This window comes from Hoeflea sp. IMCC20628 (genome assembly GCF_001011155.1).
Lineage (GTDB): Bacteria > Pseudomonadota > Alphaproteobacteria > Rhizobiales > Rhizobiaceae > Hoeflea.
Genome location: NZ_CP011479.1, coordinates 237349 through 258413 on the forward strand (window position 1 = coordinate 237349; position 21065 = coordinate 258413).

Below are 21065 nucleotides of genomic sequence, written 5' to 3' on the forward strand. Positions count from 1 at the left end.
CACTCAACCAAAGTTGATCAACTATCATTTATCATTTACAGGATCATGTTTGATGCCTAAAGTAAAGCTCGAAACCGGGGAGCAGGCGTTGGCAGAATGAACATCCAAACCACCACCAAGCTTGATGGGCCAGGGCTCGATCGGTTGTCGCCAGTCGGCCGGGAAACCGTGCAGGACCGGATTTACCGACAGCTTCGTGTTGCGTTGATTCAAGGCCGCTTTGACGCTGGCGAGATTTTTCTGGTCGGTGATGTAGCGCAACGGATGTCAGTCAGTTCGATGCCGGTGCGCGAAGCTCTGGCCCGGTTGGTGTCGGAGCGCGCGCTTGAAGCGACACCGAACCGGCGGGTGCGGGTGCCGCTGCTGACGCTTGAGCGCGCCCGCGATATTGCCCAGGCACGCGCGCTGATCGAAGGCGAATTGGCCGCGCGTGCGATCGACAACCTTTCGCGTGCCGATATTGCCCGACTGGAATCACTGACACAGGACTACGAGGGGACCCGGGAAGCGGAGGATGTCACCACGCTCAACCATGCCTTCCATTTCCAGCTCTATGAGGCCGCCGGTTCGTCGGTGTTCATGCCGATAGTCGAAAGCCTCTGGATGCAGGCCGGACCCTATGTTCGTGCCGCCGCGAAACTGCACAGCCCACTCACCGACACGGCGGCAACGCTGCACCATCGCGGTATTCTCGCGGCGATCGAAGCGGGCGACAAAACACGGATTTCGAGTGAGCTGACGGCTGATATCAGTCAAGTCTTTGCCATTCTTGAAAGAGCTGATCCTGCCTTCTGGGACACGCAAAGCGGAGGTGGGTCATGAGCGGAAATGAAGGGTTCGAGTTGTGGGACCTGAGGGTCGAGGTGATTGCACCGGAAGGGGCCAAGATCTGGTGCGGTGCGAATGTCGGCGACTATTTCGAACTGCGCGGTGAAATGCTCTATTTGCCGCCGGGGCAGGGCATTTCAATCTATTCGCTGGCCTCGGTACTGCCCTTGCTGGCGGCAAAGCAGCGGCAGACGGACCCGAATGACTGGATGTCCACCGATGCGGAAATTGCCTGTCCTGATCCGCACTGTCCTTCACGCTTGAAGATCACCCGCACCAATTTGCGGCGCTTCAATCATTCGCAGACCACTGCCGTTCCTCTGGGAGATAACAATGCAGATGTTTGATCTGGCGCCCGAACACCGGATATCCCGTGTCATCAAGGGCGGCTGGCAGTTGGCCGGCGGGCATGGCGAGATTGATCGGCAATCGGTGATCGAGGACATGGTCGCCTTTGCCGATGCCGGCATTACCACATTTGACTGTGCTGATATTTACACCGGCGTCGAAGCCCTGATCGGCCTCTTTCGGGCAGAATACCTGAAGCTTCGCGGAGCCGAAGCCCTGAGCCGGATCAAGGTTCATACGAAATTCGTTCCCGATCTTGGCAAGCTGGCAAGCATCAGCAAGGCCGATGTGGCGGAGGGTATCGAGACCTCGCTCACGCGGCTTGGCATGGAGCAGCTCAATCTGGTCCAGTTTCACTGGTGGGACTATGAAATCGACCGGCAGGTCGAGGTGGCAAGCTGGCTGGCGGACCTGCGCCGCGAAGGCAAGATTGCAAACATCGGCGGCACCAATTTCGACACTGAGCAAATGTTGCGGATCGTCGATGCCGGAGTGCCACTGGTATCGATGCAGGTTCAGTATTCGCTTATCGATGACCGGCCGTCGCGCACCATGGTGAAGGCGGCCAAGGCGCATGGCATCAACCTGCTGTGTTATGGATCTGTCGGAGGCGGGCTGTTTTCGGAACGCTCGCTCGGCGCTCCTGAGCTGCAGGCCCCGTTCGAAAATCGATCATTGAACAAGTACAAGCTGATCGTAGATGAGTTCGGTGGCTGGGCGCTTTTTCAGGAACTGCTTGAGGCTCTTGCGACAATTGCCGCTCGCCATGGCAGTGATATCGCGTCGATTGCCAGCCGGGCGGTTCTCGAACGTCCGGGCGTGGCGGCGGTGATCGTCGGTGCCCGCAATCGCAATCACCTCGCGCGCAATCTGGCCATTCCCGGGATCGAACTCAGCCAGCAGGATTTTGCCGAAATCAATGCCGTGCTGGCGCGTGCCAGTCCAGTGCCTGGCGATGTCTACACGCTGGAACGGGACCGGAGCGGCAGGCATGGCTCGGTTATGAAATACAACCTCAACAAAGAGGGGCATTGAGCCGATGGATCTGATCGAACGCGCCCAGGCTGAAGTCATCAACCGACACGATTTCTTTGTGGAATGGTTCACCGGACGCGCCGGGGAAAAAGACATGGAGGTTTCGGCCCGCGCCTTTGCACCCGACATGCTGATGATCGAGCCGGATGGCAAGATGATCCGTGCTGGCGAGATCGTCGGAATGATCACTGCGGCGCGCGGCAAACGCCCGGCGGATTTTGAAATCAGAGTGGAATTGGTCGCGGCGCGTCAGATCGGTAACGATATCGCGCTTGTGACCTACGACGAACATCAGGTGATTGATGGCCAGAAAACCGCCCGTCGCTCATCTGCTGTGTTCAGTGCTGACCCGGAAGCACCTGAGGGGGTGGTCTGGCGGCAGCTTCAGGAGACCTGGATTACCACATAACAAAGCGGGCGAGTGAGGCCCAATAACAAGGAGAACGACAATGAACATGATCAAGAAATCGGGCCTTGCAATGGCCATGCTTTGCGCGTCGGCGTTGAGCTCCCAGGCTTGCGACGTTACCATCGGCATGGTGATGGAACTGACCGGTCCGGCGGGAGCCTACGGCCAGGCCGGAGCGAAATCTGTCGAAATGGCTTTTCGCGACATCAATGAAGCAGGCGGCGTTCTTGGCTGCGATCTGGTAACAGACACCCGTGACAGTCAGAGCCAGGGCAATGTCGCTGTCGATCAAGCGACGCAGCTGGTCAACATCAAGCAGGTGCCAGTGGTAATTGGCGGCATCATCTCCTCGGTGTCGATTCCGATCCTGACCTCGGTCACTGCCGCAGCCGGCGTGGTGCAGGTTTCGCCCGCGTCCTCCAGCCCGACGCTGACGCAGCTCAGCCGTGACGGCAAGACCGGCGGCTATTTCTTCCGCACGATCACCTCGGATGCCCTGCAGGGCATTGCGGCGGCGAAATATGCCATCGATTCAGGGCTGACCAAGCTCGCCATCATTCATGTGAACAATGATTTCGGCCTCAATCTGATGCGCGAATTCACTGCGTCCTACGAAGCTTTGGGTGGCGAAATCACTTCAGCTACGCCCTACAATGAGAACCAGCCCAATTACAGCGCTGAAGTGACCGCAGCCATGGAAGGCGGACCGGAAGCACTTTATCTGGTCAGCTACCCTGTCGACGGCGCCACCGTGGCGCGGGCCTGGATCAGCCAGGGTGGACCGCAGAAGTTTCTGCTCAATGACGGCATGAACTCCACCGACTTCATTGAAGCTGTCGGTGCGGATTATCTCGAGGGTGCCTATGGCACATCATCGGGTACCACCGAGACGGACTCGACCAAGTATTTCTATGCCAATTACGAAGCCTTTTCCGGCGGCATCGCGCCTTCGGCGCCTGCTGCTGACCGGTCCTATGATGCGGGTGCAATTGTCGGGCTGGCTGTAGCCAAGGCTGGCAAGGCTGAAGCGGATGCCATCCGTGACGCCATCCGCTCGGTGGTCGATCCTGAAGGTGAGGTGATTTATGCCGGACCGGAAGAATTCAAGAAGGCGCTGGCCCTTATCGCTGAAGGCAAGCCGATCAATTATCAAGGCGTGATCGGCAATGTATCGTTTGACAAGTATGGCGACATTTCCGGCCCGTTCCGTCTGTGGCAGATCAAGGCCGGCGAGGTCGTCACCAACGGCCAGATGACCGCCGCAGACGTGGCCGATGTCAAGGCTTCGATGAAATAGGGCTTTGCAGTCAAACCAGGTTTGACCTACCAAAAAAAGGGGCGCAATCAATGCGCCCCTTTCGTGTTTGCTCAGTTGGACTCACTCACTTGCGTCTGAGGAAGCCTGGGGTCAGCAGATGAACATCTGTCGATTCATCGCGATGGCTGCCGCCGAGGCTGGCAAACCACCAGGCTGCGCCGGCGCCGAGAGCTGCTGCTGCTCCGGACGAAAAGCCGTACACGACACTGATGGTCCTGGTGTACTCAACAACGTTTTCGGGAATGTCCGAAACGGTGTTTGTTTCCAAGCCGAGGCTGGACAGGGCCGCAGCGACGGCCGCGAAAGCCGCAACAGCCATGGTCGACACAGCCCATACGGAGAGGCCGTGGACACCGTCACGAAATTCGACTTCGGTCTTGGCGGCATCGTTCCAGCGGCTGCGCATGCGACCGGCGATGTAGCCACCGCCGGCCGAGCTTGCCAGGGCAGTCACGAACAGCCAGAGGCTGGCAACAACAACCTGCCAGGACGGGTCACCATTGGCGAGCATCGGCTCGCCCAGCGCCAGACCGGCAGAGCCACCAAATTGTCCCAAGACGATGGTTGTGGCGATGGCGACGACGCCACCACCCCAAACGGCACCCCATTCAAGATAGGATTGGCCGTTGGGCAAATTTTCCGAATAAATCGGTGCAGTTTTGACTGCGGTCGGTTCCATGACCTTAACGCAGGCCGAGAAGCGAAAGGATGAACATGACTACGACCACGAGGCCGACGAGATAAATAATTCCATGCATTGGAAATCTCCTTTTATACAACAGGCCAGCACCACGCCTCGGCCCCACTGAGCCTTCAACGTCGCTTGTTGAATTAAGTTCCAAATGTGACTTGCAGATTGCAGCAGGCGTCTTATCGCGTGAAACCGGCCAGCCAATGCCGGTAGAGGCTGGCTCTGATGCGGGTGAGGTCGGCTTCGGCAGCTGTCAGCTTGCCAAACACATGATCGGCGGAGCTGCCGATCTCTTGCCGCAGCATCTCCTCGCAGCCGTCGATTTCGTACCAGTCGGCAAGCGTGGCCGCATCGATTTCGGCGTGAAACTGGACCGAGCTGACAGTCTGTCCCCAACTCATGGCCTGCACGGCACACTGCTCGGATCTGGCCAGAATGCCGGCGCCTTCCGGCAGGCGGCTGACTTCGGCGCTGTGCCATTGGAAACAGGGCAGCGGTCCGGACAGGCCGCTGAACATTGCAACCTCGCCGGATTTTTCCACATGCAGCAAGCCGACCTCTGACTGATGTGCCTGGCTGACGCTGCCTCCCAGCACATGGGCCAGCAGTTGATGGCCGAGACAGATGCCGAAGCAGGGCATGCTGCGAACGAGAACCGCGTCGCGGATCACCTCGATCTCCCGCGCAAGCCAGGGCAGTTCGTCCGCCTGCCACACCTGCATCGGGCCGCCAAGTACCCAAAGACCATCGAAATGGCTCAGATCGACATCGCCGATTTCATCGGGTGCGATGCAGGCGGAGATCTCATGGCCGTCACGCGCAAATAACGGTCTGAAGCCGCCGGCGTGCTCTTTGTCCGAATGCTGAATGATGAGAATCCGCATGGCAGTGACCTGGTGTGATTGGGAATGAGACCTGCAAGTGTTCGGCTCGGCTGTCTGCTGCGCATAAACCGGCTTCAGGTTGTTTGCAGTGTCTTCAGGCTGTCGGCGAATTCGGCACTGGCCATAAGGCTCTTGCAGCGGGCAAAACGGCCATCGGCATAGGCGCGGAAATCTTCAGCCGGATTGCCGTTGGCGAGCTGGATCAGACCCCATAATGTCCACAACAGATCACACATTGCCTTGTAGATGACCATGCGGGCATGATCTGCGGGATCGGGCGCGCCACCGGAATAGGCTTCCATCATCGCCCGGTCCTGGGCTGCATCAAAGCCGCCCTCGACCGAAAGATCACCCAGATCCCACATCGGATCATTCATGCCGGAATATTCCCAGTCGACGATCCAGATGCGCTCGCCGGTGTCGAGAAAATTTTCGCACAGCGGATCACAATGACACGCCACCGATGGCAGCGTATGCCGGGCGAGCGCGGCGCGGACGGTTTCGGCCTGGGCAACCACATCATGGTAGCCTTTCGGCAGCGCCACATGTTTTTTCGACAGAATGCCCAGGTACTCGTCGATCATGGCAAAGAGTTCGAAGGTGAACGGAAACTCGGCACCGGATTGGTGCAATTGCCGGAACGCTTCGCCGGCTCTGCGCACCGAGCCGGGATCGGCAGCAAACGCGGCGGGCGTCATGGTTTTGGCGCCCTCGACGAAACGGGTGACCATGATGCCCGTGGCCGCATCGGCATGAATCAGCTCGGGACTGACGCCAGCCGCGGCTGCTTCGCGTGCGGCCACTTCCTCGTGTTCACGGTTGATATATTCCTCGGTGCCCTTGCCCGGCAGCCGCAGGCAATAATCGCCGACGCGAAACACCAGATTGGTCAGTCCGCCGAGTCGCTCTACCGGGCCGATATGACCGTCCAGCGCAGAGATTGTGGTCAGGGCATGCGAGAGCCGGGCTTCGGTGTCGTCGTCCATATTCGTCTCCATTCGCCGCTTTTCCGGAATATCCTTGGCGGCAAGGTTTCACATTGCTCCGTGCAAGGCTATGGTTTGACTGACAAAGTTTCAATCACGATGGGAATAATTGATGAGCGACCAGGACAAGACGGCACGGCTGGGACAGGTCTACTCGGCACAAAAGCCTGACGAACTGGCAAAGGTCTACGACGCCTGGGCGGAGAATTATGATTCCGACATGTCGGCAATTGGCTACCGGCACCCGGCCATCGGGCTGGCGATGCTGGCCCGCCATGTCGAAAAGGGGGCCGCGCCGCTGCTCGACGCAGGAGCAGGCACCGGTCTGATCGGCGAATGGCTGGCAATCATCGGCTATCCGGAAGCCGAAGGGCTCGACCTCTCGGAGGGCATGCTGAAAGTGGCCGAGCGCAAGGGGGTGTACTCGGCGCTGCATCAGGCGGCGATGGGCGGCGAATTGCCGTTTCCGAGTGACCGCTTTGCCGCCATCATTTCCACAGGTGTATTCACAGCGGGACATGTCGGCGTTGAAGGTCTCGATGATCTCGTTCGCATCTGCCGGCCCGGCGGCGTCATCGTGCTCACCATCAAGGACCTGATGTGGGGCACTGCATTCGGTTCGTATGTCGCTGACTTCGAAGCAAGGGGACTGCTCACGCTGATTGACGACACCGGCCCCTATATCTCGATGCCGGGCGAAGCAGGCACCGAGCCGAGCCGTTGTGTTGCATTGAAGGTACTGTAATCGCCCAAATGACTATTGATTATCGAATGAAAGACAATATTTAGACATATCGTCGTTTATGAATGCTACTGCCCGCGGCACACCCGATCCTGGCAGCCCGAAAACTGAGAGCGAATTTTCATGACACTGAACAAACTCCGTACCAGAACGACAATGCTTGGCTTCGGAGCTGCGATGTTCATGCTACCTCTCATGGGCGCTGCGTCAGCCCAGGATGCATCGGCTCCCGGGATCGGCTTCGAACTCGGTCTGGGCGGCGTCGTGGCGCCGAGCTATGAAGGATCGAGCCGCTATATGCTCAGCCCTTATCCGATCATCAGCTTCAACTATCTGCGGCTTGGCAATGGTTTTTCACTGGGTGGCGGTGACGGCCAGGGCCTGTCTTTCAAGCCGTCCTTTTCCTATAATGGCGAGCGCAATGCCGTTGATGAGCCGGCTTTGGCGGGTATGAACACTGTCGAAGCCGCAGTCGAACTCGGCGCCGGTTTGAAATACACAGCCGGCCCGATCAGTGTTTTTGGTGCTCTTCGTTACGGCGTGACCGGTCATAATGCCGTCGTCGGCGAGATAGGTGCTGACTATGCGATCAAGCCGAATGAGGCGTTGACACTGTCGTTGGGTCCGCGGCTTTCCTTTGCCTCGTCAAACTACATGAATACCTATTTCGGCGTGACGGCCGCAGAATCCGTCACTTCAGGCTTCACGGCCTACACTGCCAGCGGCGGCATCAAATCTGCGGGCATCGCAGCCAGCGCCCGTTATGACTTCAACGAGAACTGGGCTGGCGAAGCCGGTGCAAGCTGGAACCGTCTGGTCGGCGATGCGGCGGATTCACCGTTGATTGCCGCAGGCTCCAGGGATCAGTACACCGCCAATATCGGCCTGATCCGCAAATTCCAGTTCGATTTCTGATCCGGTCTTCGGGCTGCAGTCATGACAAAGGGCGCGAGAGACAATCTCGCGCCCTTTTTTGTCGACGTTACCCGGTTTTCCTCCCGGCTTTGATCAGGCTTTTACCTTGGTATTTGCCGGATCGACCAGCGGCCCGAGATGCAGGCTGGCCGGGAATTTATCCAGTGCGATGACCAGTTCGTAATTGGCCCCGTTGAGGAACTCATCCGACACGCCATCGTCGTTACGCACATAGCCATAGCCAACGCTTTTGCCGATGGTGTAGCCGTAGCCGCCGGAGGTGAGGTAGCCGACCGGCTCACCATTGCGCAGAATGGTTTCGCGGCCGACCAGCACGGCGTCGGGATCGTCAATGACGAAGGCTGCGAAACGCTTTGTCAGCGGTTTTCCGGCGACGGCCCGGAGCGCCGGAGCGCCAAGGAAATCGGTGTTGGATTTGAGCTTTACCGCCCAGCCCAGCCCAGCCTCGAACGGAGTGTCGTTGGGGGTGATATCGGAGCCCCAGGCGCGGTAGCCTTTTTCAAGCCGGAGCGATTCCAGCGCCCTGTATCCGATCGGGCGGATGTCCCAGGCCTTGCCTGCCGCCATCAGCGCATCAAAGACATCGCCGGTTGCCTCGATCGGGATGTGCAGTTCCCAACCCAGTTCGCCGACATAGGTCACGCGCAGCGCCCGGACGGTGCTGCCGGCAATGTCGATCTCGCGGACATGGCCAAAAGGAAAGGCTTCGTTGGAGACATCGGCAGCGGTTACTTTTTCCAGCACATCGCGGGCGTGCGGGCCCATCAGTGACAATGTGCCATAGGCCTCAGTGATGTCGTCGATTTGGACATCAGCGCCTTCGGGAACATGCTCTCTGATCCAGGCCAGATCGTGGGTACGGAAACCGGTGCCGGTGACAACGTAGAAGCGGTCATCGGCGAGCCGTGCCACGGTCAGATCGGCTTCGATGCCGCCGCGGGTGTTGAGAAGCTGGGTGTAGGTCAGCCGCCCGACCGCTTTGGTGACATTGTTGGCGCAAATATGGTTGAGTGCCGCGAGTGCGCCCGATCCACTGATTTCGTATTTGGCGAAGGAGGACTGATCGAAAACACCAACCTTCTCGCGCACATGGCGATGCTCATCGCCAACCGCATCAAACCAGTTCTGGCGTCCCATCGTCGGAATGTCTGCGGCCTCCATGCCCTCGGGAGCAAACCAGTTGGGACGTTCCCAACCAAGCTTGGAGCCGAAGACAGCACGGTGCGCCTTGAGCCGTTCAAACAGTGGGGAGACAATGCGCGGGCGGCCGGACTCATATTCCACATGCGGGAAGCCGATGGCGTAGTGTTTGCCATAGGCTTCGAGCGTGCGGTCATTGACCCATTGCCTATCCTTGTGCATCTCGGAAAAACGCCGGATGTCGACAACCCAAAGATCCAGCGGTGCTTCGCCGTCAATCACCCATTGGGCCAGCACCCAGCCCGCGCCGCCGCCCGAGGCGATGCCGAAAGCGTTGAAGCCGGCACCGACGAACATGTTGGAGCATTCAGGCGCCGCTCCGAGAATGAAATTGCCGTCCGGAGTGAAACTCTCCGGGCCGTTGATCATCTGTTTGACGCCGACATTGCCCAGCGCCGGAACCCGCTCCATCGCCTGCATCATGTGCTGCTCGAAATGGTCATAATCATCGTCAAAAAGCTGGAACTCGAAATCATTGGGCACATCGTCCATGGTCCAGCCCTGCGGATTGGGCTCGTAGCCGCCGAAGGACAGGCCGCCAACTTCTTCCTTGAAATAGGTACGGCGGTCGGGATCGCGGATAGTCGGTGCGTCGCTTGATAGTCCATCGATCTTGTCAGTGATGACATATTGATGCTTGACCGGCTGCAGCGGCACATTGATGCCGGCCATCACGCCTATCTGGCGCGCCCATTGCCCGGCGCAGTTGACCACTTTTTCGCAAGCGATGTCGCCTTTGTTGGTCTTCACCGCTGTGATGCGGCCATCGGTCATGTCGAAGCCGGTGACCCGGACGTTCTCATGGATCTTTGCGCCATGCATGCGCGCGCCCTTGGCCAGCGACTGGGTGATGTCGGAAGGGCTGGCCTGGCCATCGGTCGGCAGCCAGCTGGCGCCAACCAGATCATCGACCTGCATCAGCGGGAACTTGGATTTGGCTTCCTGCGGCGACAGCAACTGCATGTCCATGCCGAAACTCTGTGCGGTGGTCGCCAGCCGACGGTATTCGGTCCAGCGATCCTGATTGGTGGCAAGCCGCAGACAGCCCGACATCTTCCACCCGGTTTCAAGGCCGGTTTCCTGGTCGAGGTGCTTGTAGAGATCGACCGAATATTTGAGCACCTTGGTGATAGATGCTGAGGAGCGCAGTTGCCCAACCAGCCCGGCTGCATGCCAGGTCGAGCCTGATGTCAGCTGACCTTGCTCGAGCAGAATGACATCGGCCTTGTGGTCGCGGGCCAGATGGTAGGCCGTGGAGCAACCGATGATGCCACCGCCGATGACGACGATCTGGGCTCTGTCAGGAAGGGTCATTGTGATGTCTTTCCGTAGGTCGAATGGTACTGGTCAAGCGCGGCGTCAAGACGGGCGAGGTTCTCTGCGGTATAGGCCTGGTAGTCCGCGCCCGGCGCATCAAGGTGCAGTTCCGAGACCAGGCTCCACAGCGTTTCACGCAAGAGCGATGCGCATTGCATAGCGTGAAAGGATCGGGTGAGAGCAGCGTCCGGGGTGGTTCCCAGCGCGGCCTCAATAAGAGTGGCTGCCTCAGCTTCTGACATTTCGGCGTTTGAAGCCGCGCCGGCGATGTCGAACATGGCGGTGGAAAATCCGGCATATTCGAAATCGATGAGCCACAACTTGTGACCATCATCGAGAAAATTTGCAGGCAGCAGATCATTGTGCCCGAAGATTATCGGTAACGGGTGCTGTGCAGCTTCGAGTCGATCTGAAAGCTCCAGCCAGTCAGGCAGGCGGTCGGCCATACGCGAGCCGCCCGCCTTCAGCGTTCGGGCATAATCGCGGATGACGTGGAAAACCCAGAACATGAAACCAGGGCCTTCGATGTGGCGCGGCATGGTAGTGTGGAAATCGTAGATGAGTTTGCCGATGCGTTCAGGGTTGGCGCGGACATCTGGCGGCTCAAAGGTTTTCGCATCCAGAAAAGCCGAGACCATGATGCCAGGTTCGGAATATTCAACTCGCGGCGCAAAGCCTGCTTCATGGGCCGCGCGGGCGGTCATGACTTCGCGTTTGCGGTCAACATGGTGAAATGGAAAATCGCGTCCAAGCCGGACGACATGGCGGCCCGCCCTATCCGAGACAAGCCAGCTCTCATTGCTCAATCCGCCGGTCAGCGGTTCGATGTCGATCTTGCCCGAGAAGCAGGGCAGGGCACGGATGTGATCAAGGGAAGCAAGATCAGTCATGAGTTACTCCAGACCAAGACGGCGACGGGCGTGACTGGCGCCGGCCGAAATTAGCCGGTCGGCGATGATGGCGATGGCTGCAATCGACAGGCCAGCAACGAGACCGCGGCCGGTGTCGGCCTTGGTCAATGCGATATAGACTTCCTGACCGAGATCGCGGGTGCCGACCAGTGCAGTGATGACCAGCATCGACAGGGCGAACATGATGGTCTGGTTCAATCCGAGCAGGATCTCGGGCAGCGCCAGTTTCAGCCGGATGCGGGTGAGGATCTGCCACTCGGTGCAGCCCATGGCGCGGCCGGCCTCGATCAGCTTCGGGTCAACCTTGCGGATGCCGAGCGCGGTGTAACGGATGGCCGGAGCGATCGCGAAAGCCACAACGGCAATCATGGCGGTGAAGTCGCCGACCCGGAACAGCATCACGGCAGGCATCAGATAGACAAAACTCGGGAGTGTCTGCAGCGTGTCGATGGCAAGCTGAACCCAGGTCCAGACACGGTCGCGGGTGGCGGCAAAAATGCCGATTGGAATGCCAATCAATGAGGCGAGCACAGCCGAGATGCCGCAGAGATAGACGGTGATCATGGCCTTCTCCCACTGGCCGGTGGCGGCGATGAAGAGCGGCAGGCTGATGGTCAGCAACCCCAAACGCCAGCCACCGAGCCGGTAGCCGGCAAAGCCGAGAAATACTGTCACACCAAACCAGGGTAGATCGCCGAGGAAGCGTTTGAACGGAATCAGAACATTGAGCAGCATCGCGTTCTTGATGGCTTCAAGCGTGTCGAAATAGTTGATGTTGATCCAGGCTACGACTTCCGACCAGAACGTGCCGGTCGATAATTGCAGGGCTTCAGGATAGCTGCGGATGCCGGGCACAACATAGCCGAGCACCGTTGTGACGAAAACCAGACCCAGTGCGGCAACAATATAGGGATGGCGTGCCAGGAGCCCGGAGGTTTGAACCTCGGTGGAGGGAGCAGAGAGTTTTTCTGCTGCAGCCTGGCTCAATCGGTCCATGGCAATGGCTAACGCGACGATGGCGAAGCCTGCTTCCAGGCCTGCGCCGAAATCGAGCCGGCGCAGGGCTGCCAACACGTCGAAGCCCAAGCCGCCTGCACCGATCATCGAGGCGATGATGACCATGTTGAGCGACAGCATGATCACTTGGTTCATGCCGACCATCAGGCTTTCGCGCGCGGCGGGTACCATCACTCGCCAGGTCATCTGGCGTTTGGTGCAGCCGACCATGTTTCCCAGATCGATGATTTCACTGGGTACTGCCCGCAATGCCAGAATGGCGATGCGGGTCATCGGCGGGGTGGCGAAAATCAGAGTGGCGATCACGGCCGCCGTCGGGCCGAACCCGAACAGGAAAAGCACAGGTACCAGATAGGCAAACACCGGGATTGTCTGCATCAGGTCGAGCAGCGGCGCGATTATCCGCTCGAACCAGCGCCAGCGCCAGGCGGCAACGCCAAACAGCAGCCCGAAGAGTACGCCCAGTGGCGCCGCCACCAAGATAGAGGCGAGGGTGATCATGGCGCTGGTCCACTGCCCGAAGACCGCCAGGAACAGAAAGCAGCCACCTGACAACAGGGCCAATGACCTGCCGCCGAGCCAATGTCCGAGCAGCATGACCAAACCGACGACGGCTACCCAAGGCAAGGGGGGAGCTATCTGGATCGCCGAAGAGCCGCTGCCTTCGAGAAAGCCGGTGGACAGCAGGCTGGAGGCAAGTGTGTAGGGCACCTCCAGAACGGCGGAGACAAAGCGGGTGAACTCGGTGAAGGTGAAAAGCCCGAAAGTGGCCTCGTCGATCAGCCATTTCATCGCCGCGCTGATCCACTTTGCGAGCTTCACCACATGGGCTTTCGGGTACTCGAAGGCTGCGGGGACAAGAGGTTTGGCGTAGAGCCAGAATGCCACGAACACTGCGATGGCAACCAGCCAGGCAATCGGCAGCCGGAAAGATCGCGGAGAAGCCTGAACCGTGTCGGGTTTCAAATCGGGGGCGCCGGACATCGCCATGTTCAGCCCTGCAACATCAGCGAGACAATCGCTTCGCGGTCAAGTCTGCCGATGAGTTTGCCGGTGTCATCGGCAATCCCAAGATGGGCAATCCCATCAAGAAACAACGGCGCCACGTCGGCAATAGTCGATCGCGCGGAGACCGTCGGTCCGTCGACGCCGCCATTATCGACCGGGACCATCAGGCTGCGGGTGCGGATCACCTTGGCCCGGGCGACGTTTTTGGTGAATTCCGCCACGTAAGAGGTGGCTGGTGTCAGAACGATCTCTTCAGGCGTGCCGGCCTGGACGATCTCGCCATCCTTCATGATGGCAATCCGGTCAGCGAGACGGATGGCTTCGTCGAAATCATGGGTGATGAAGACGATGGTCTTGTGCAGCTTGGTCTGCAGCCGCATGAACTCGTCCTGCATCTCCCGGCGGATCAGCGGATCTAGCGCCGAGAACGGTTCATCGAGAAACCAGATTTCCGGTTCGACGGCGAGCGAGCGGGCGATGCCGACGCGCTGCTGCTGACCTCCGGAGAGCAGCCGGGGAAAGGCGCTTTCCTTTCCGGCCAGACCAACCAGTTCAATCATTTCGCGGGCCCGGGCCTCACGCTCGGCACGGCTCATGCCCTGGATATCAAGTGGGAACGCAACATTGTCGAGAACGGTAAGATGCGGCAGCAATGCGAAATGCTGGAACACCATGCCCATCTGGTGGCGGCGGATTTCGATCATCCGCGCCTGCGAGACCTTGAGCAGGTTTTCGCCCTTGAACAGCACGTCGCCGCCGGAGGGCTCGATGAGCCGTGACATCAGCCGCACCAGCGTCGATTTGCCGGAGCCTGACAGGCCCATGATGACGAAGATTTCACCCTCATGCACGTCGAGATCGACTTGCCGCACGGCGCCGACCAGACCGGCCTCGGCGATTGCTTCGGCATCCGGGCGTCCGTTGTGCCCGGCAAGGAAACTTGCGGCATCAGGGCCGAACAGTTTCCACACATTGCGACAGACGAGTTTGGCTTCAGGAGTGGTCATGGAGAACTCGTGCGGGGAACGCTTGAAAATATGGCGGTCTGAACCGGTCCGCGCGGTGCCGGTTTGTCATCCAGTGGTGCACAACCGGGCGCGATCGCCCGGTTGTGGTGTCAGCGGCAGATGCCAAGGCATCCGACTGGAGACTTACTTCTTGATCCAGCCCGACCAGCGGGCTTCATTGGCACCCATCCATTCGCCGACGACGTCGGAGACTGTCTTGCCGTCCAGATCGACTTCGGTGATCATCTTGCCCATCTCGTCATTGTCGATGGTGAAAGCCTTGATGGCGTCATAGGCGCCAGGCCATTTGTCCTTCACGCCGGCCCAGCCGACTTTCCAGATTTCGCCAAACGGCTTGCCGCAGTCATAGGCCATGTCAGGGTTGAGACCGGTTGCTGCGTCATTGTAGCATTCGGCGGAATATTCCGGGAACTCGACCCAGGCGCCTTCATACTTGGCAGGTGCCCAATGCGGCGCATAGATCCACAGCATGATCGGCGCCTTGCGCTGATAGGCGCTTTCCAATTCGGCGAAGAGTGCCGCATCGGTGCCGGCGTGGATCACTTCAAACGGCAGATCGAGCGCTTCGACGCGTTCATCGTCAAAGCCGCCCCAGGTGACCGGTCCGCCAAGGTAACGGCCCTTGGGTGCGGTTTCTGCAGTGGAGAAGGCTTCCGCGCAGGCTTCGTCCTTCAGGGCTTCCCAATTGGGCAGGCCCGGGCATTGCTCGGCCATGTAGGCGGGATACCACCATTCTTCCTTGGCTTTCATGCCTGTGGGGCCGAAATTCTCGACCTTGCCGGTTGCGGTGGCCGCATCCATGGCGTCGCGGCCTGTGGTTTCCCACATTTCCATGGCAACGTGCAGATCGCCGGACTCCAGTCCTGCGAACTGGGCCAGATAATCGGCCTGGACGTATTCTATGGAATAGCCGGCCTTCTTGAGCACTTCACCCATTATTTCCGTGGTGATCAGCTGACCGGTCCAGTCATGGAGCGTCAATTTGATCGTATCGGTGGATTCCTGCGCCATGGCCGAAGCGGACAATCCAATGCAAGAAGCGCTCGAAATGACGAGCGCCGCTGTCAATTGCCTGAAAGTGCGGCCGGTAAAAATATTGGCTGAATGCATGTCGAGCCTCCTGTTCACCCTGTTGGACCCGGCATCTCGGCGCTTTGTCCGCAAGTCACGATGGACCTAGCGGCAGCGCACCCGTGCGCGGCTTGTTAACTTCTCAATCCCACACCACACCTCGATCCTTGTCAATCAATTCTGTGGTTATATTTTGCTTTGATGCCCGGTTATGTTTGTTTTGATTGATAAAGCGGCGATAGTCGCCTAGAAATCAGGCAGATCAGAAGGTGTATGCCGATGCTGTCAAAACGTCATACCGAAATCATGCGGATACTGAGTGACGAAGGCACCGTGACCATTTCAGGGCTCGCTGCCCGGCTTGGCGTGTCGCTTGAAACTGTACGCAGAGATGTGCGGCCGCTGACTGAAAACGGTTCTGTGCTGCGAATTCATGGTGCGGTGGGACTGGCCGGACAGGTCGGCGAAGCGCCATTCCAGCGGCGGATGCGTGAGAACGCAGATGCCAAACGCCGGATCGCGCGTGAAATGGCAAAGCTGATCCATGATGGCGATTCCGTCATGCTCGATACCGGCACCACAACCAGCTTTGTCGCGCGAGAACTGCTTGGTCACAGGCGGCTGACGGTAGTGACCAATTCTTCAGATATTGCCCGGACGCTGGCTACGGTGAACGGCAACAAAGTCTATATGGCCGGCGGCGAACTCAGAAGCGATTCCGGCGCCGCCTTCGGAGTTTCGGCGATCGAGTTCATCGCCAAGTTTTCGGTCGGCCATGCGATCATTTCCGCCGGTGCCATTGATGCTGAATCCGGAGTGATGGATTTCGATCTGGAAGAGGCCGAATTTGCACGGATGGTGCTGACACGCGGAGCAAATAGCTATGTTGTCACGGATCGCACCAAATTCGGGCGCCGAGGATTGGTTCAAGTGGCGGGGTTTGACGCCATTGGTCATGTGGTGACGGATGAACCAGTCGCTGACGATATCGCAGCCGCGCTTGACGAAGCGGGAACTCAATTGATCGTCGGTGGAACTGCAGCCGCATCGGTCGACCACGCAGCCGAGGAGTGAAGCCGCCCTTTGACGGCTCCATTCGTTTCAACGGATCTAGCGCCGGATGATCATTTCTTCCGGGCCGTAGGGGAAGTTGGTGATGTTTTCCGCGCCGGTTTCGGTGATGATGAAAATGTCGTGCTCGCGGTAGCCACCGGCACCCGGCATTCCCTCTGGGATCATGATCATCGGTTCCATCGAGACGATCATGCCTGGTTCCAGCACCGTGTCGACATCTTCGCGCAGCTCGACGCCGGCTTCACGGCCATAATAATGCGACAGCACGCCGAAGGAGTGGCCATAGCCGAAGGATCTGTATTTGAGCAGATCCCAGCCGCGATACATGTCGTTGAGCGCCAGCGCGATGTCGGAGCATTTCTTGCCCGGTGCGATCATGTCGGAGCCGGCCTTCATCACCGCGCAGTTCTTTTCCCACAAATCCAGATGGACATCAGACGCTTCTTCGCAAAACAGCGTGCGCTCGATGGCGGTGTAATAGCCGAAGATCATCGGGAAGCAGTTGAGGGAAAGGATATCGCCGCGGGCGATTTTCTTGTTGGTTACCGGATTGTGGGCGCCGTCGGTCATGATGCCTGACTGGAACCAGGTCCAGGTGTCCATCAGCTCGACAAAGGGGAAACTCTTGCCGATCTCGCGCACCATGGCTTGCGTCGAGGCGAGTGCGACTTCGTATTCCGGCACGCCTTCGGCAATTGCCTCCATTACGGCGCGGGCCCCGACATTGCAGACGCGGGTGCCTTCGCGGATCAGCGCGTGTTCCTCTGCGGATTTCATCGTACGCATCCACATCGAGGCTTCGGCGACATCAACGAATTCGACACCCGGAAAGGCGTCGCCGAGAAGTTTGCGGAAATCGAGCGAAACATGGTCGAACTCGATGCCGACGCGGCGGGCATTTGTAGGGATGAGGGATTTCACTGCAGTGAAGAAATTGTCGCGGCGCCAGTCGGAATAGATGATGTTGTCGCCATGGCTGCGCCGCCAGGGCTGCCCGCCGTCGATCCCGGCTGAGACGGTTGTGGCGGTGTCCGGGGTCAGCACGAAGCCGTATTTGCGACCGAAATAGCAGTAGAGGAAACCCGAGTAATAACAGATGCCGTGATAGGACGTGAAAATCGCGGCATCGATGTTCTTGGCGGCGAGATGGGTGCGCATGGCGTTCTGGCGCCGGTCCATTTCGGTGGCCGAGAACGGCGACCATTCCTTCTCGCCATTCTTCCATTGGAAGACATGCAGCATATCGTCAGTGCTGGTGAGGTTTGTCATTTTGTGAATCGCTTCAATTGGGCCTGATGGCCCGCGACCCTAGTGCCGCGAGCGTTGGCCTGACCGGGAAGTGAAACCGGTTCTCACACAATAGCTGATCTTGCAGCGGAATCCGATCCCCGAATTGACATGGCTTGGTCGGTTCGCGACGTCAGCTCCAGGCCAATCGGTTCCCGATAGTGTCAGCCTGGCGACAGGCCCCGCAACCGTTCGGAACGGCGACGCAGCAATTCGAGCGTGGTCAACAGCAGCATCGAAACGCCGACCAGAAGTGTGGCGACCGCGAGGATGGTGGGCGAGATCTGTTCGCGCAGGCCGGTGAACATCTGCCATGGCAGGGTCTTCTGCCCGGCCGACCCGACGAACAGCACCACCACCACTTCATCGAATGAAGTGATGAAGGCAAACAGGCCACCGGAAATCACGCCTGGTAGGATCAGCGGCATCTGCACCTTGAAGAAGGTGGTCACCGGGTTGGCGCCCATGTTGGCGGCTGCCCGGGTCAACGACTTGTCGAAGCCGACCAGTGTTGCTGTCACCGTGATGATGACGAAGGGAATGCCGAGCGCCGCATGGGCGAGAACAACGCCGATATAGGTGCCCTGCAGGCCGATGCGGGAATAGAAGAAATACATGCCGGCTGCCGAAATGATCAGCGGCACGATCATCGGTGAAATCAGGATCGCCATGATTGCGCGCCGGAACGGCACATGCGGCTGCGACAGGCCGATGGCGGCGAGTGTGCCAAGCGAGACCGAAATGATGGTCGCTGCAGGTGCAATCTGCACCGAATTCTTCAGCGCCTGCTGCCAGTCGGGATTGGTGAAGAAGTCGCGATAATGTTTGAGCGAATAACCCTCGGGGTCAAAGGACAGCATGGCCGGGGTGAAGGTGAAGAAATTCTCAGCGTTGAAGCTCAGCGGCATGACCGTGAGGATCGGCGCAATCAGGAAAAAGAAGATCACGCCGCAGATGAGTTTGTAGGTGTTGTGCCACAACACCTGGCCCGGCGTTGCATATATCTGTGTCCCGGAACGGTAGCTGCCGGTGGAAAGCCAATAGCTCAGCCAGCCAAGCACGAAGCCGACGATCAGACCGCCGACAATGCCGCCGGTTCCGGCCAACAGCAGGCCGACGATCGCGAAAAGGACGGTTGTCGCGGCAATGCCGGTGCGTTTCAAGGGCACAAATGTGGCGAGCACCCAGGCAAGCGCCGCGCTGCAGATGGCACCGATGGCCGTTCCTGCAAGCGGTGATCCGTTTGCCGTGCCGACAAGGAAGCCGAAGCCGGCTCCGGCAAGCGCCATGATCGGCAGAACGAAGCGGATGAGGTCGACTTCAGGCTTTGTGGATTTGCGCATTGGTCTATCCCAGGCTCACATTGTCGATGCCCACGATGCGGTCATAGACCCAGTAGAGCAACAGCACGACCGCCAGCAGGATCGTCCCCAGCGCGGCCGCGAGGCCCCAATTGAGCGAGGACGAAATGTGATAGGCGATCCGGTTGGAAATAAAGGTGCCCGTCGTGCCGCCCACCAGTTCAGGGGTGATGTAGTAGCCGATGGACAGGATGAAGACGAGGATCGATCCGGCGCCGATGCCCGGTACCGACTGAGGGAAATAGACCCGCCAGAAGGCAGTCCAGTCGGTCGCGCCCAGCGATTTGGCGGCGCGCACATAGGTTTGCGGAATGGTTTTCATCACCGAGTAAAGCGGCAGGATCATGAAGGGCAGCAGAATGTGGGTCATGGCGACAATGGTGCCGAACTGGTTGTTGATCATCACCAGACGGTCGCCGTCGCTGACCAGGCCAAGCCAGACCAGAATGTCGTTTATGACACCTTGTTGCTGCAGCAACACCTTCCAGGCTGATGTCCGCACCAGCAGGGAAGTCCAGAACGGCAACAGCACCAGGATCAACAGCAGATTTGATGTCCGCAATGGCAGGTTCGACAGCAGGTAGGCGATTGGATAGCCGAGCAGGATGCACGAGCCCATGATCACCATGCTCATGAACATGGTGCGCCCGAACAAGAGCATGTAGACTTTCTGGTTTTCAGGCTGCTCCTCGATGCCGGCAGGGGTCAACTGCAGATCGACAGAGGCGAGAAAGTAACCGGCTGTATAAGGTGAGGAGAAGGCCTTGATAGTGCCCCAGACCTGCGGACTGGCCCAATCCTTGTCCATCTTGATGAACTGGTCCTTGAGCGAGACCGATTCAAACCCGTCGACCGCGCTGTCGGCCGACTTGATGAGGCCGGCTTCGGCACCGCTATAGGCGTTAATTGCCGATGCCGGCTGTTTGATCAGATCGCGATAGAGCGTCGTATAGACGAAGTCCTCAGGCTTTTCCTCGGCCAGAACATCATCCTTGTTTGCCACAATTCGCTTCCAGGATTTCCAGGCAGACGCGGTCTCTGGCAATGCGTCGGCGACGCCCGGCTGCTCCATCAGCACCACCCAGACGGCGGGCTCGGCCCATTTCGGGTCGAGGGCCACGAATTGTTTGGTGTAGATGTCGGTTTTCATACGGCTGATGCCGCGACCGGTCTTGCGCAGCAATGACGACATGCCGGTGGTCTCGTAGTTGAGACGCGAGCCGAGCCTTGTATGGGTCTTGAATTCCTCAGCCTCTGAGATGTCGACATACAGCGCTGCAAAAACATCGCTGTCGGGCGCGGCGGCGTTGCCTTCGTCGTAGTCCCAGCCTTCCAGCGCTATGACTGTGCGGGGAAGTGTCTGCGAGACGATATCGTTTTCCACCGAACGAAACAGCATGTCGGCGATCGGGGCAATGAAGCTTATCAGCACGAACAGCAGCAGCGGCGCAATCAACATCAGCGCCCGGAGCTTCTGCCGGCGAAGCGCGATTTGCAGGCTTTTTTTCAGCGGGATACCGTCAGCTGACAGCATCGGACCGTCTGAAGGGGTGTGGGTGGCATCGGTCATAGGGGCCGGCTCCGTCCTGCTGTCGCGTCAAATCAAATCGGATG

General features: G+C 58.9%; 19 protein-coding genes. 8 read left to right on the top strand and 11 right to left on the bottom strand.

Going from position 1 to position 21065, the window contains the following annotated elements; translation table 11 throughout:
- Nucleotides 1-96 precede the first annotated feature (96 nt).
- The 5 genes from IMCC20628_RS01120 to IMCC20628_RS01140 all read left to right on the top strand — a co-directional run bounded on the left by IMCC20628_RS01120 (nt 97) and on the right by IMCC20628_RS01140 (nt 3917).
- Nucleotides 97-822, top strand: a complete 726-nt coding sequence (locus tag IMCC20628_RS01120) for a GntR family transcriptional regulator (protein WP_047028669.1) — start codon at nt 97-99, stop codon at nt 820-822.
- Nucleotides 819-1175: a TIGR04076 family protein gene (locus IMCC20628_RS01125; RefSeq protein WP_047028670.1), complete on the top strand. Its 357-nt coding sequence runs from the start codon at nt 819-821 to the stop codon at nt 1173-1175. The genes IMCC20628_RS01120 and IMCC20628_RS01125 overlap by 4 nt, the downstream gene beginning before the upstream one ends.
- Complete coding sequence (locus IMCC20628_RS01130) at nt 1162-2211, top strand: aldo/keto reductase (RefSeq protein WP_047028671.1); 1050 nt, start codon at nt 1162-1164, stop codon at nt 2209-2211. Before IMCC20628_RS01125 ends, IMCC20628_RS01130 begins: the two co-directional genes overlap by 14 nt.
- 4 nt (nt 2212-2215) lie before the next feature.
- The gene (locus tag IMCC20628_RS01135) at nt 2216-2620 is read left to right on the top strand and encodes a DUF4440 domain-containing protein (protein ID WP_047028672.1); all 405 of its coding nucleotides are present in this window, start codon (nt 2216-2218) and stop codon (nt 2618-2620) included.
- Nucleotides 2621-2690: 70 nt separating this feature from the next.
- Entirely contained in the window at nt 2691-3917 is a 1227-nt protein-coding gene (locus tag IMCC20628_RS01140) for an ABC transporter substrate-binding protein (protein ID WP_245307927.1), read from the top strand.
- Between the two features lie 85 nt (nt 3918-4002).
- Here the strand turns inward: IMCC20628_RS01140 and IMCC20628_RS24120 are convergent, their stop codons facing one another.
- The 3 genes from IMCC20628_RS24120 to IMCC20628_RS01155 all read right to left on the bottom strand — a co-directional run bounded on the left by IMCC20628_RS24120 (nt 4003) and on the right by IMCC20628_RS01155 (nt 6499).
- Nucleotides 4003-4617 (bottom strand): hypothetical protein, encoded by a 615-nt coding sequence (locus IMCC20628_RS24120; protein ID WP_052766244.1) that lies wholly within the window; start codon nt 4615-4617, stop codon nt 4003-4005.
- Between the two features lie 191 nt (nt 4618-4808).
- Complete coding sequence (locus IMCC20628_RS01150; protein ID WP_052766245.1) at nt 4809-5513, bottom strand: type 1 glutamine amidotransferase; 705 nt, start codon at nt 5511-5513, stop codon at nt 4809-4811.
- Between the two features lie 74 nt (nt 5514-5587).
- The gene (locus IMCC20628_RS01155) at nt 5588-6499 is read right to left on the bottom strand and encodes a phosphotransferase (protein WP_047032146.1); all 912 of its coding nucleotides are present in this window, start codon (nt 6497-6499) and stop codon (nt 5588-5590) included.
- A 112-nt stretch (nt 6500-6611) separates the two neighbouring features.
- On the opposite strand from IMCC20628_RS01155, the gene IMCC20628_RS01160 reads away from it, so the two are divergent.
- Nucleotides 6612-7244, top strand: a complete 633-nt coding sequence (locus IMCC20628_RS01160) for a class I SAM-dependent methyltransferase (RefSeq protein WP_047028674.1) — start codon at nt 6612-6614, stop codon at nt 7242-7244.
- A 174-nt stretch (nt 7245-7418) separates the two neighbouring features.
- Nucleotides 7419-8156 carry a MipA/OmpV family protein gene (locus IMCC20628_RS01165; protein ID WP_197078372.1) on the top strand — a complete coding sequence of 246 codons (738 nt, stop codon included), beginning with the start codon at nt 7419-7421 and terminating at the stop codon, nt 8154-8156.
- Between the two features lie 93 nt (nt 8157-8249).
- Here IMCC20628_RS01165 and IMCC20628_RS01170 read toward each other — a convergent pair whose 3' ends face one another.
- The 5 genes from IMCC20628_RS01170 to IMCC20628_RS01190 form a co-directional block, all read right to left on the bottom strand.
- On the bottom strand, nt 8250-10691 hold the full coding sequence (locus IMCC20628_RS01170; protein WP_047028675.1) for an FAD-dependent oxidoreductase: 2442 nt from the start codon (nt 10689-10691) through the stop codon (nt 8250-8252).
- Nucleotides 10688-11584 carry a phosphotransferase gene (locus IMCC20628_RS01175; protein ID WP_047028676.1) on the bottom strand — a complete coding sequence of 299 codons (897 nt, stop codon included), beginning with the start codon at nt 11582-11584 and terminating at the stop codon, nt 10688-10690. Before IMCC20628_RS01175 ends, IMCC20628_RS01170 begins: the two co-directional genes overlap by 4 nt.
- 3 nt (nt 11585-11587) lie before the next feature.
- A complete protein-coding gene (locus tag IMCC20628_RS01180) occupies nt 11588-13612 on the bottom strand; it encodes an ABC transporter permease subunit (RefSeq protein WP_047028677.1) in 2025 nt (674 codons plus the stop codon).
- A 2-nt stretch (nt 13613-13614) separates the two neighbouring features.
- Nucleotides 13615-14637 (bottom strand): betaine/proline/choline family ABC transporter ATP-binding protein, encoded by a 1023-nt coding sequence (locus IMCC20628_RS01185; RefSeq protein WP_047028678.1) that lies wholly within the window; start codon nt 14635-14637, stop codon nt 13615-13617.
- 144 nt (nt 14638-14781) lie between these two features.
- Entirely contained in the window at nt 14782-15768 is a 987-nt protein-coding gene (locus IMCC20628_RS01190) for an ABC transporter substrate-binding protein (RefSeq protein WP_082127955.1), read from the bottom strand.
- 240 nt (nt 15769-16008) lie between these two features.
- On the opposite strand from IMCC20628_RS01190, the gene IMCC20628_RS01195 reads away from it, so the two are divergent.
- Entirely contained in the window at nt 16009-16803 is a 795-nt protein-coding gene (locus IMCC20628_RS01195) for a DeoR/GlpR family DNA-binding transcription regulator (RefSeq protein ID WP_047032149.1), read from the top strand.
- Between the two features lie 36 nt (nt 16804-16839).
- On the opposite strand, the gene IMCC20628_RS01200 is transcribed toward IMCC20628_RS01195, so the two are convergent.
- The 3 genes from IMCC20628_RS01200 to IMCC20628_RS01210 all read right to left on the bottom strand — a co-directional run bounded on the left by IMCC20628_RS01200 (nt 16840) and on the right by IMCC20628_RS01210 (nt 21021).
- Entirely contained in the window at nt 16840-18072 is a 1233-nt protein-coding gene (locus IMCC20628_RS01200) for a M24 family metallopeptidase (protein WP_047028679.1), read from the bottom strand.
- Nucleotides 18073-18254: 182 nt separating this feature from the next.
- Entirely contained in the window at nt 18255-19037 is a 783-nt protein-coding gene (locus IMCC20628_RS25535) for an ABC transporter permease (protein ID WP_343123256.1), read from the bottom strand.
- A gap of 400 nt (nt 19038-19437) precedes the next feature.
- On the bottom strand, nt 19438-21021 hold the full coding sequence (locus IMCC20628_RS01210) for an ABC transporter permease (RefSeq protein WP_047028681.1): 1584 nt from the start codon (nt 21019-21021) through the stop codon (nt 19438-19440).
- Nucleotides 21022-21065: the final 44 nt, after the last annotated feature.

Coding starts and splice junctions, on each gene's coding strand:
- IMCC20628_RS01140 (WP_245307927.1), top strand. CDS start 2,691: ATGGCCATGCTTTGCGCGTCGGCGTTGAGCTCCCAGGCTTGCGACGTT.
- IMCC20628_RS01160 (WP_047028674.1), top strand. CDS start 6,612: ATGAGCGACCAGGACAAGACGGCACGGCTGGGACAGGTCTACTCGGCA.
- IMCC20628_RS24120 (WP_052766244.1), bottom strand. CDS start 4,617: ATGGAACCGACCGCAGTCAAAACTGCACCGATTTATTCGGAAAATTTG.
- IMCC20628_RS01175 (WP_047028676.1), bottom strand. CDS start 11,584: ATGACTGATCTTGCTTCCCTTGATCACATCCGTGCCCTGCCCTGCTTC.
- IMCC20628_RS01165 (WP_197078372.1), top strand. CDS start 7,419: ATGTTCATGCTACCTCTCATGGGCGCTGCGTCAGCCCAGGATGCATCG.
- IMCC20628_RS01185 (WP_047028678.1), bottom strand. CDS start 14,637: ATGACCACTCCTGAAGCCAAACTCGTCTGTCGCAATGTGTGGAAACTG.
- IMCC20628_RS01120 (WP_047028669.1), top strand. CDS start 97: ATGAACATCCAAACCACCACCAAGCTTGATGGGCCAGGGCTCGATCGG.
- IMCC20628_RS01135 (WP_047028672.1), top strand. CDS start 2,216: ATGGATCTGATCGAACGCGCCCAGGCTGAAGTCATCAACCGACACGAT.
- IMCC20628_RS01155 (WP_047032146.1), bottom strand. CDS start 6,499: ATGGACGACGACACCGAAGCCCGGCTCTCGCATGCCCTGACCACAATC.
- IMCC20628_RS01200 (WP_047028679.1), bottom strand. CDS start 18,072: ATGACAAACCTCACCAGCACTGACGATATGCTGCATGTCTTCCAATGG.
- IMCC20628_RS01150 (WP_052766245.1), bottom strand. CDS start 5,513: ATGCGGATTCTCATCATTCAGCATTCGGACAAAGAGCACGCCGGCGGC.
- IMCC20628_RS01125 (WP_047028670.1), top strand. CDS start 819: ATGAGCGGAAATGAAGGGTTCGAGTTGTGGGACCTGAGGGTCGAGGTG.
- IMCC20628_RS01210 (WP_047028681.1), bottom strand. CDS start 21,021: ATGACCGATGCCACCCACACCCCTTCAGACGGTCCGATGCTGTCAGCT.
- IMCC20628_RS01195 (WP_047032149.1), top strand. CDS start 16,009: ATGCTGTCAAAACGTCATACCGAAATCATGCGGATACTGAGTGACGAA.
- IMCC20628_RS01180 (WP_047028677.1), bottom strand. CDS start 13,612: ATGGCGATGTCCGGCGCCCCCGATTTGAAACCCGACACGGTTCAGGCT.
- IMCC20628_RS01190 (WP_082127955.1), bottom strand. CDS start 15,768: ATGCATTCAGCCAATATTTTTACCGGCCGCACTTTCAGGCAATTGACA.
- IMCC20628_RS01130 (WP_047028671.1), top strand. CDS start 1,162: ATGCAGATGTTTGATCTGGCGCCCGAACACCGGATATCCCGTGTCATC.
- IMCC20628_RS01170 (WP_047028675.1), bottom strand. CDS start 10,691: ATGACCCTTCCTGACAGAGCCCAGATCGTCGTCATCGGCGGTGGCATC.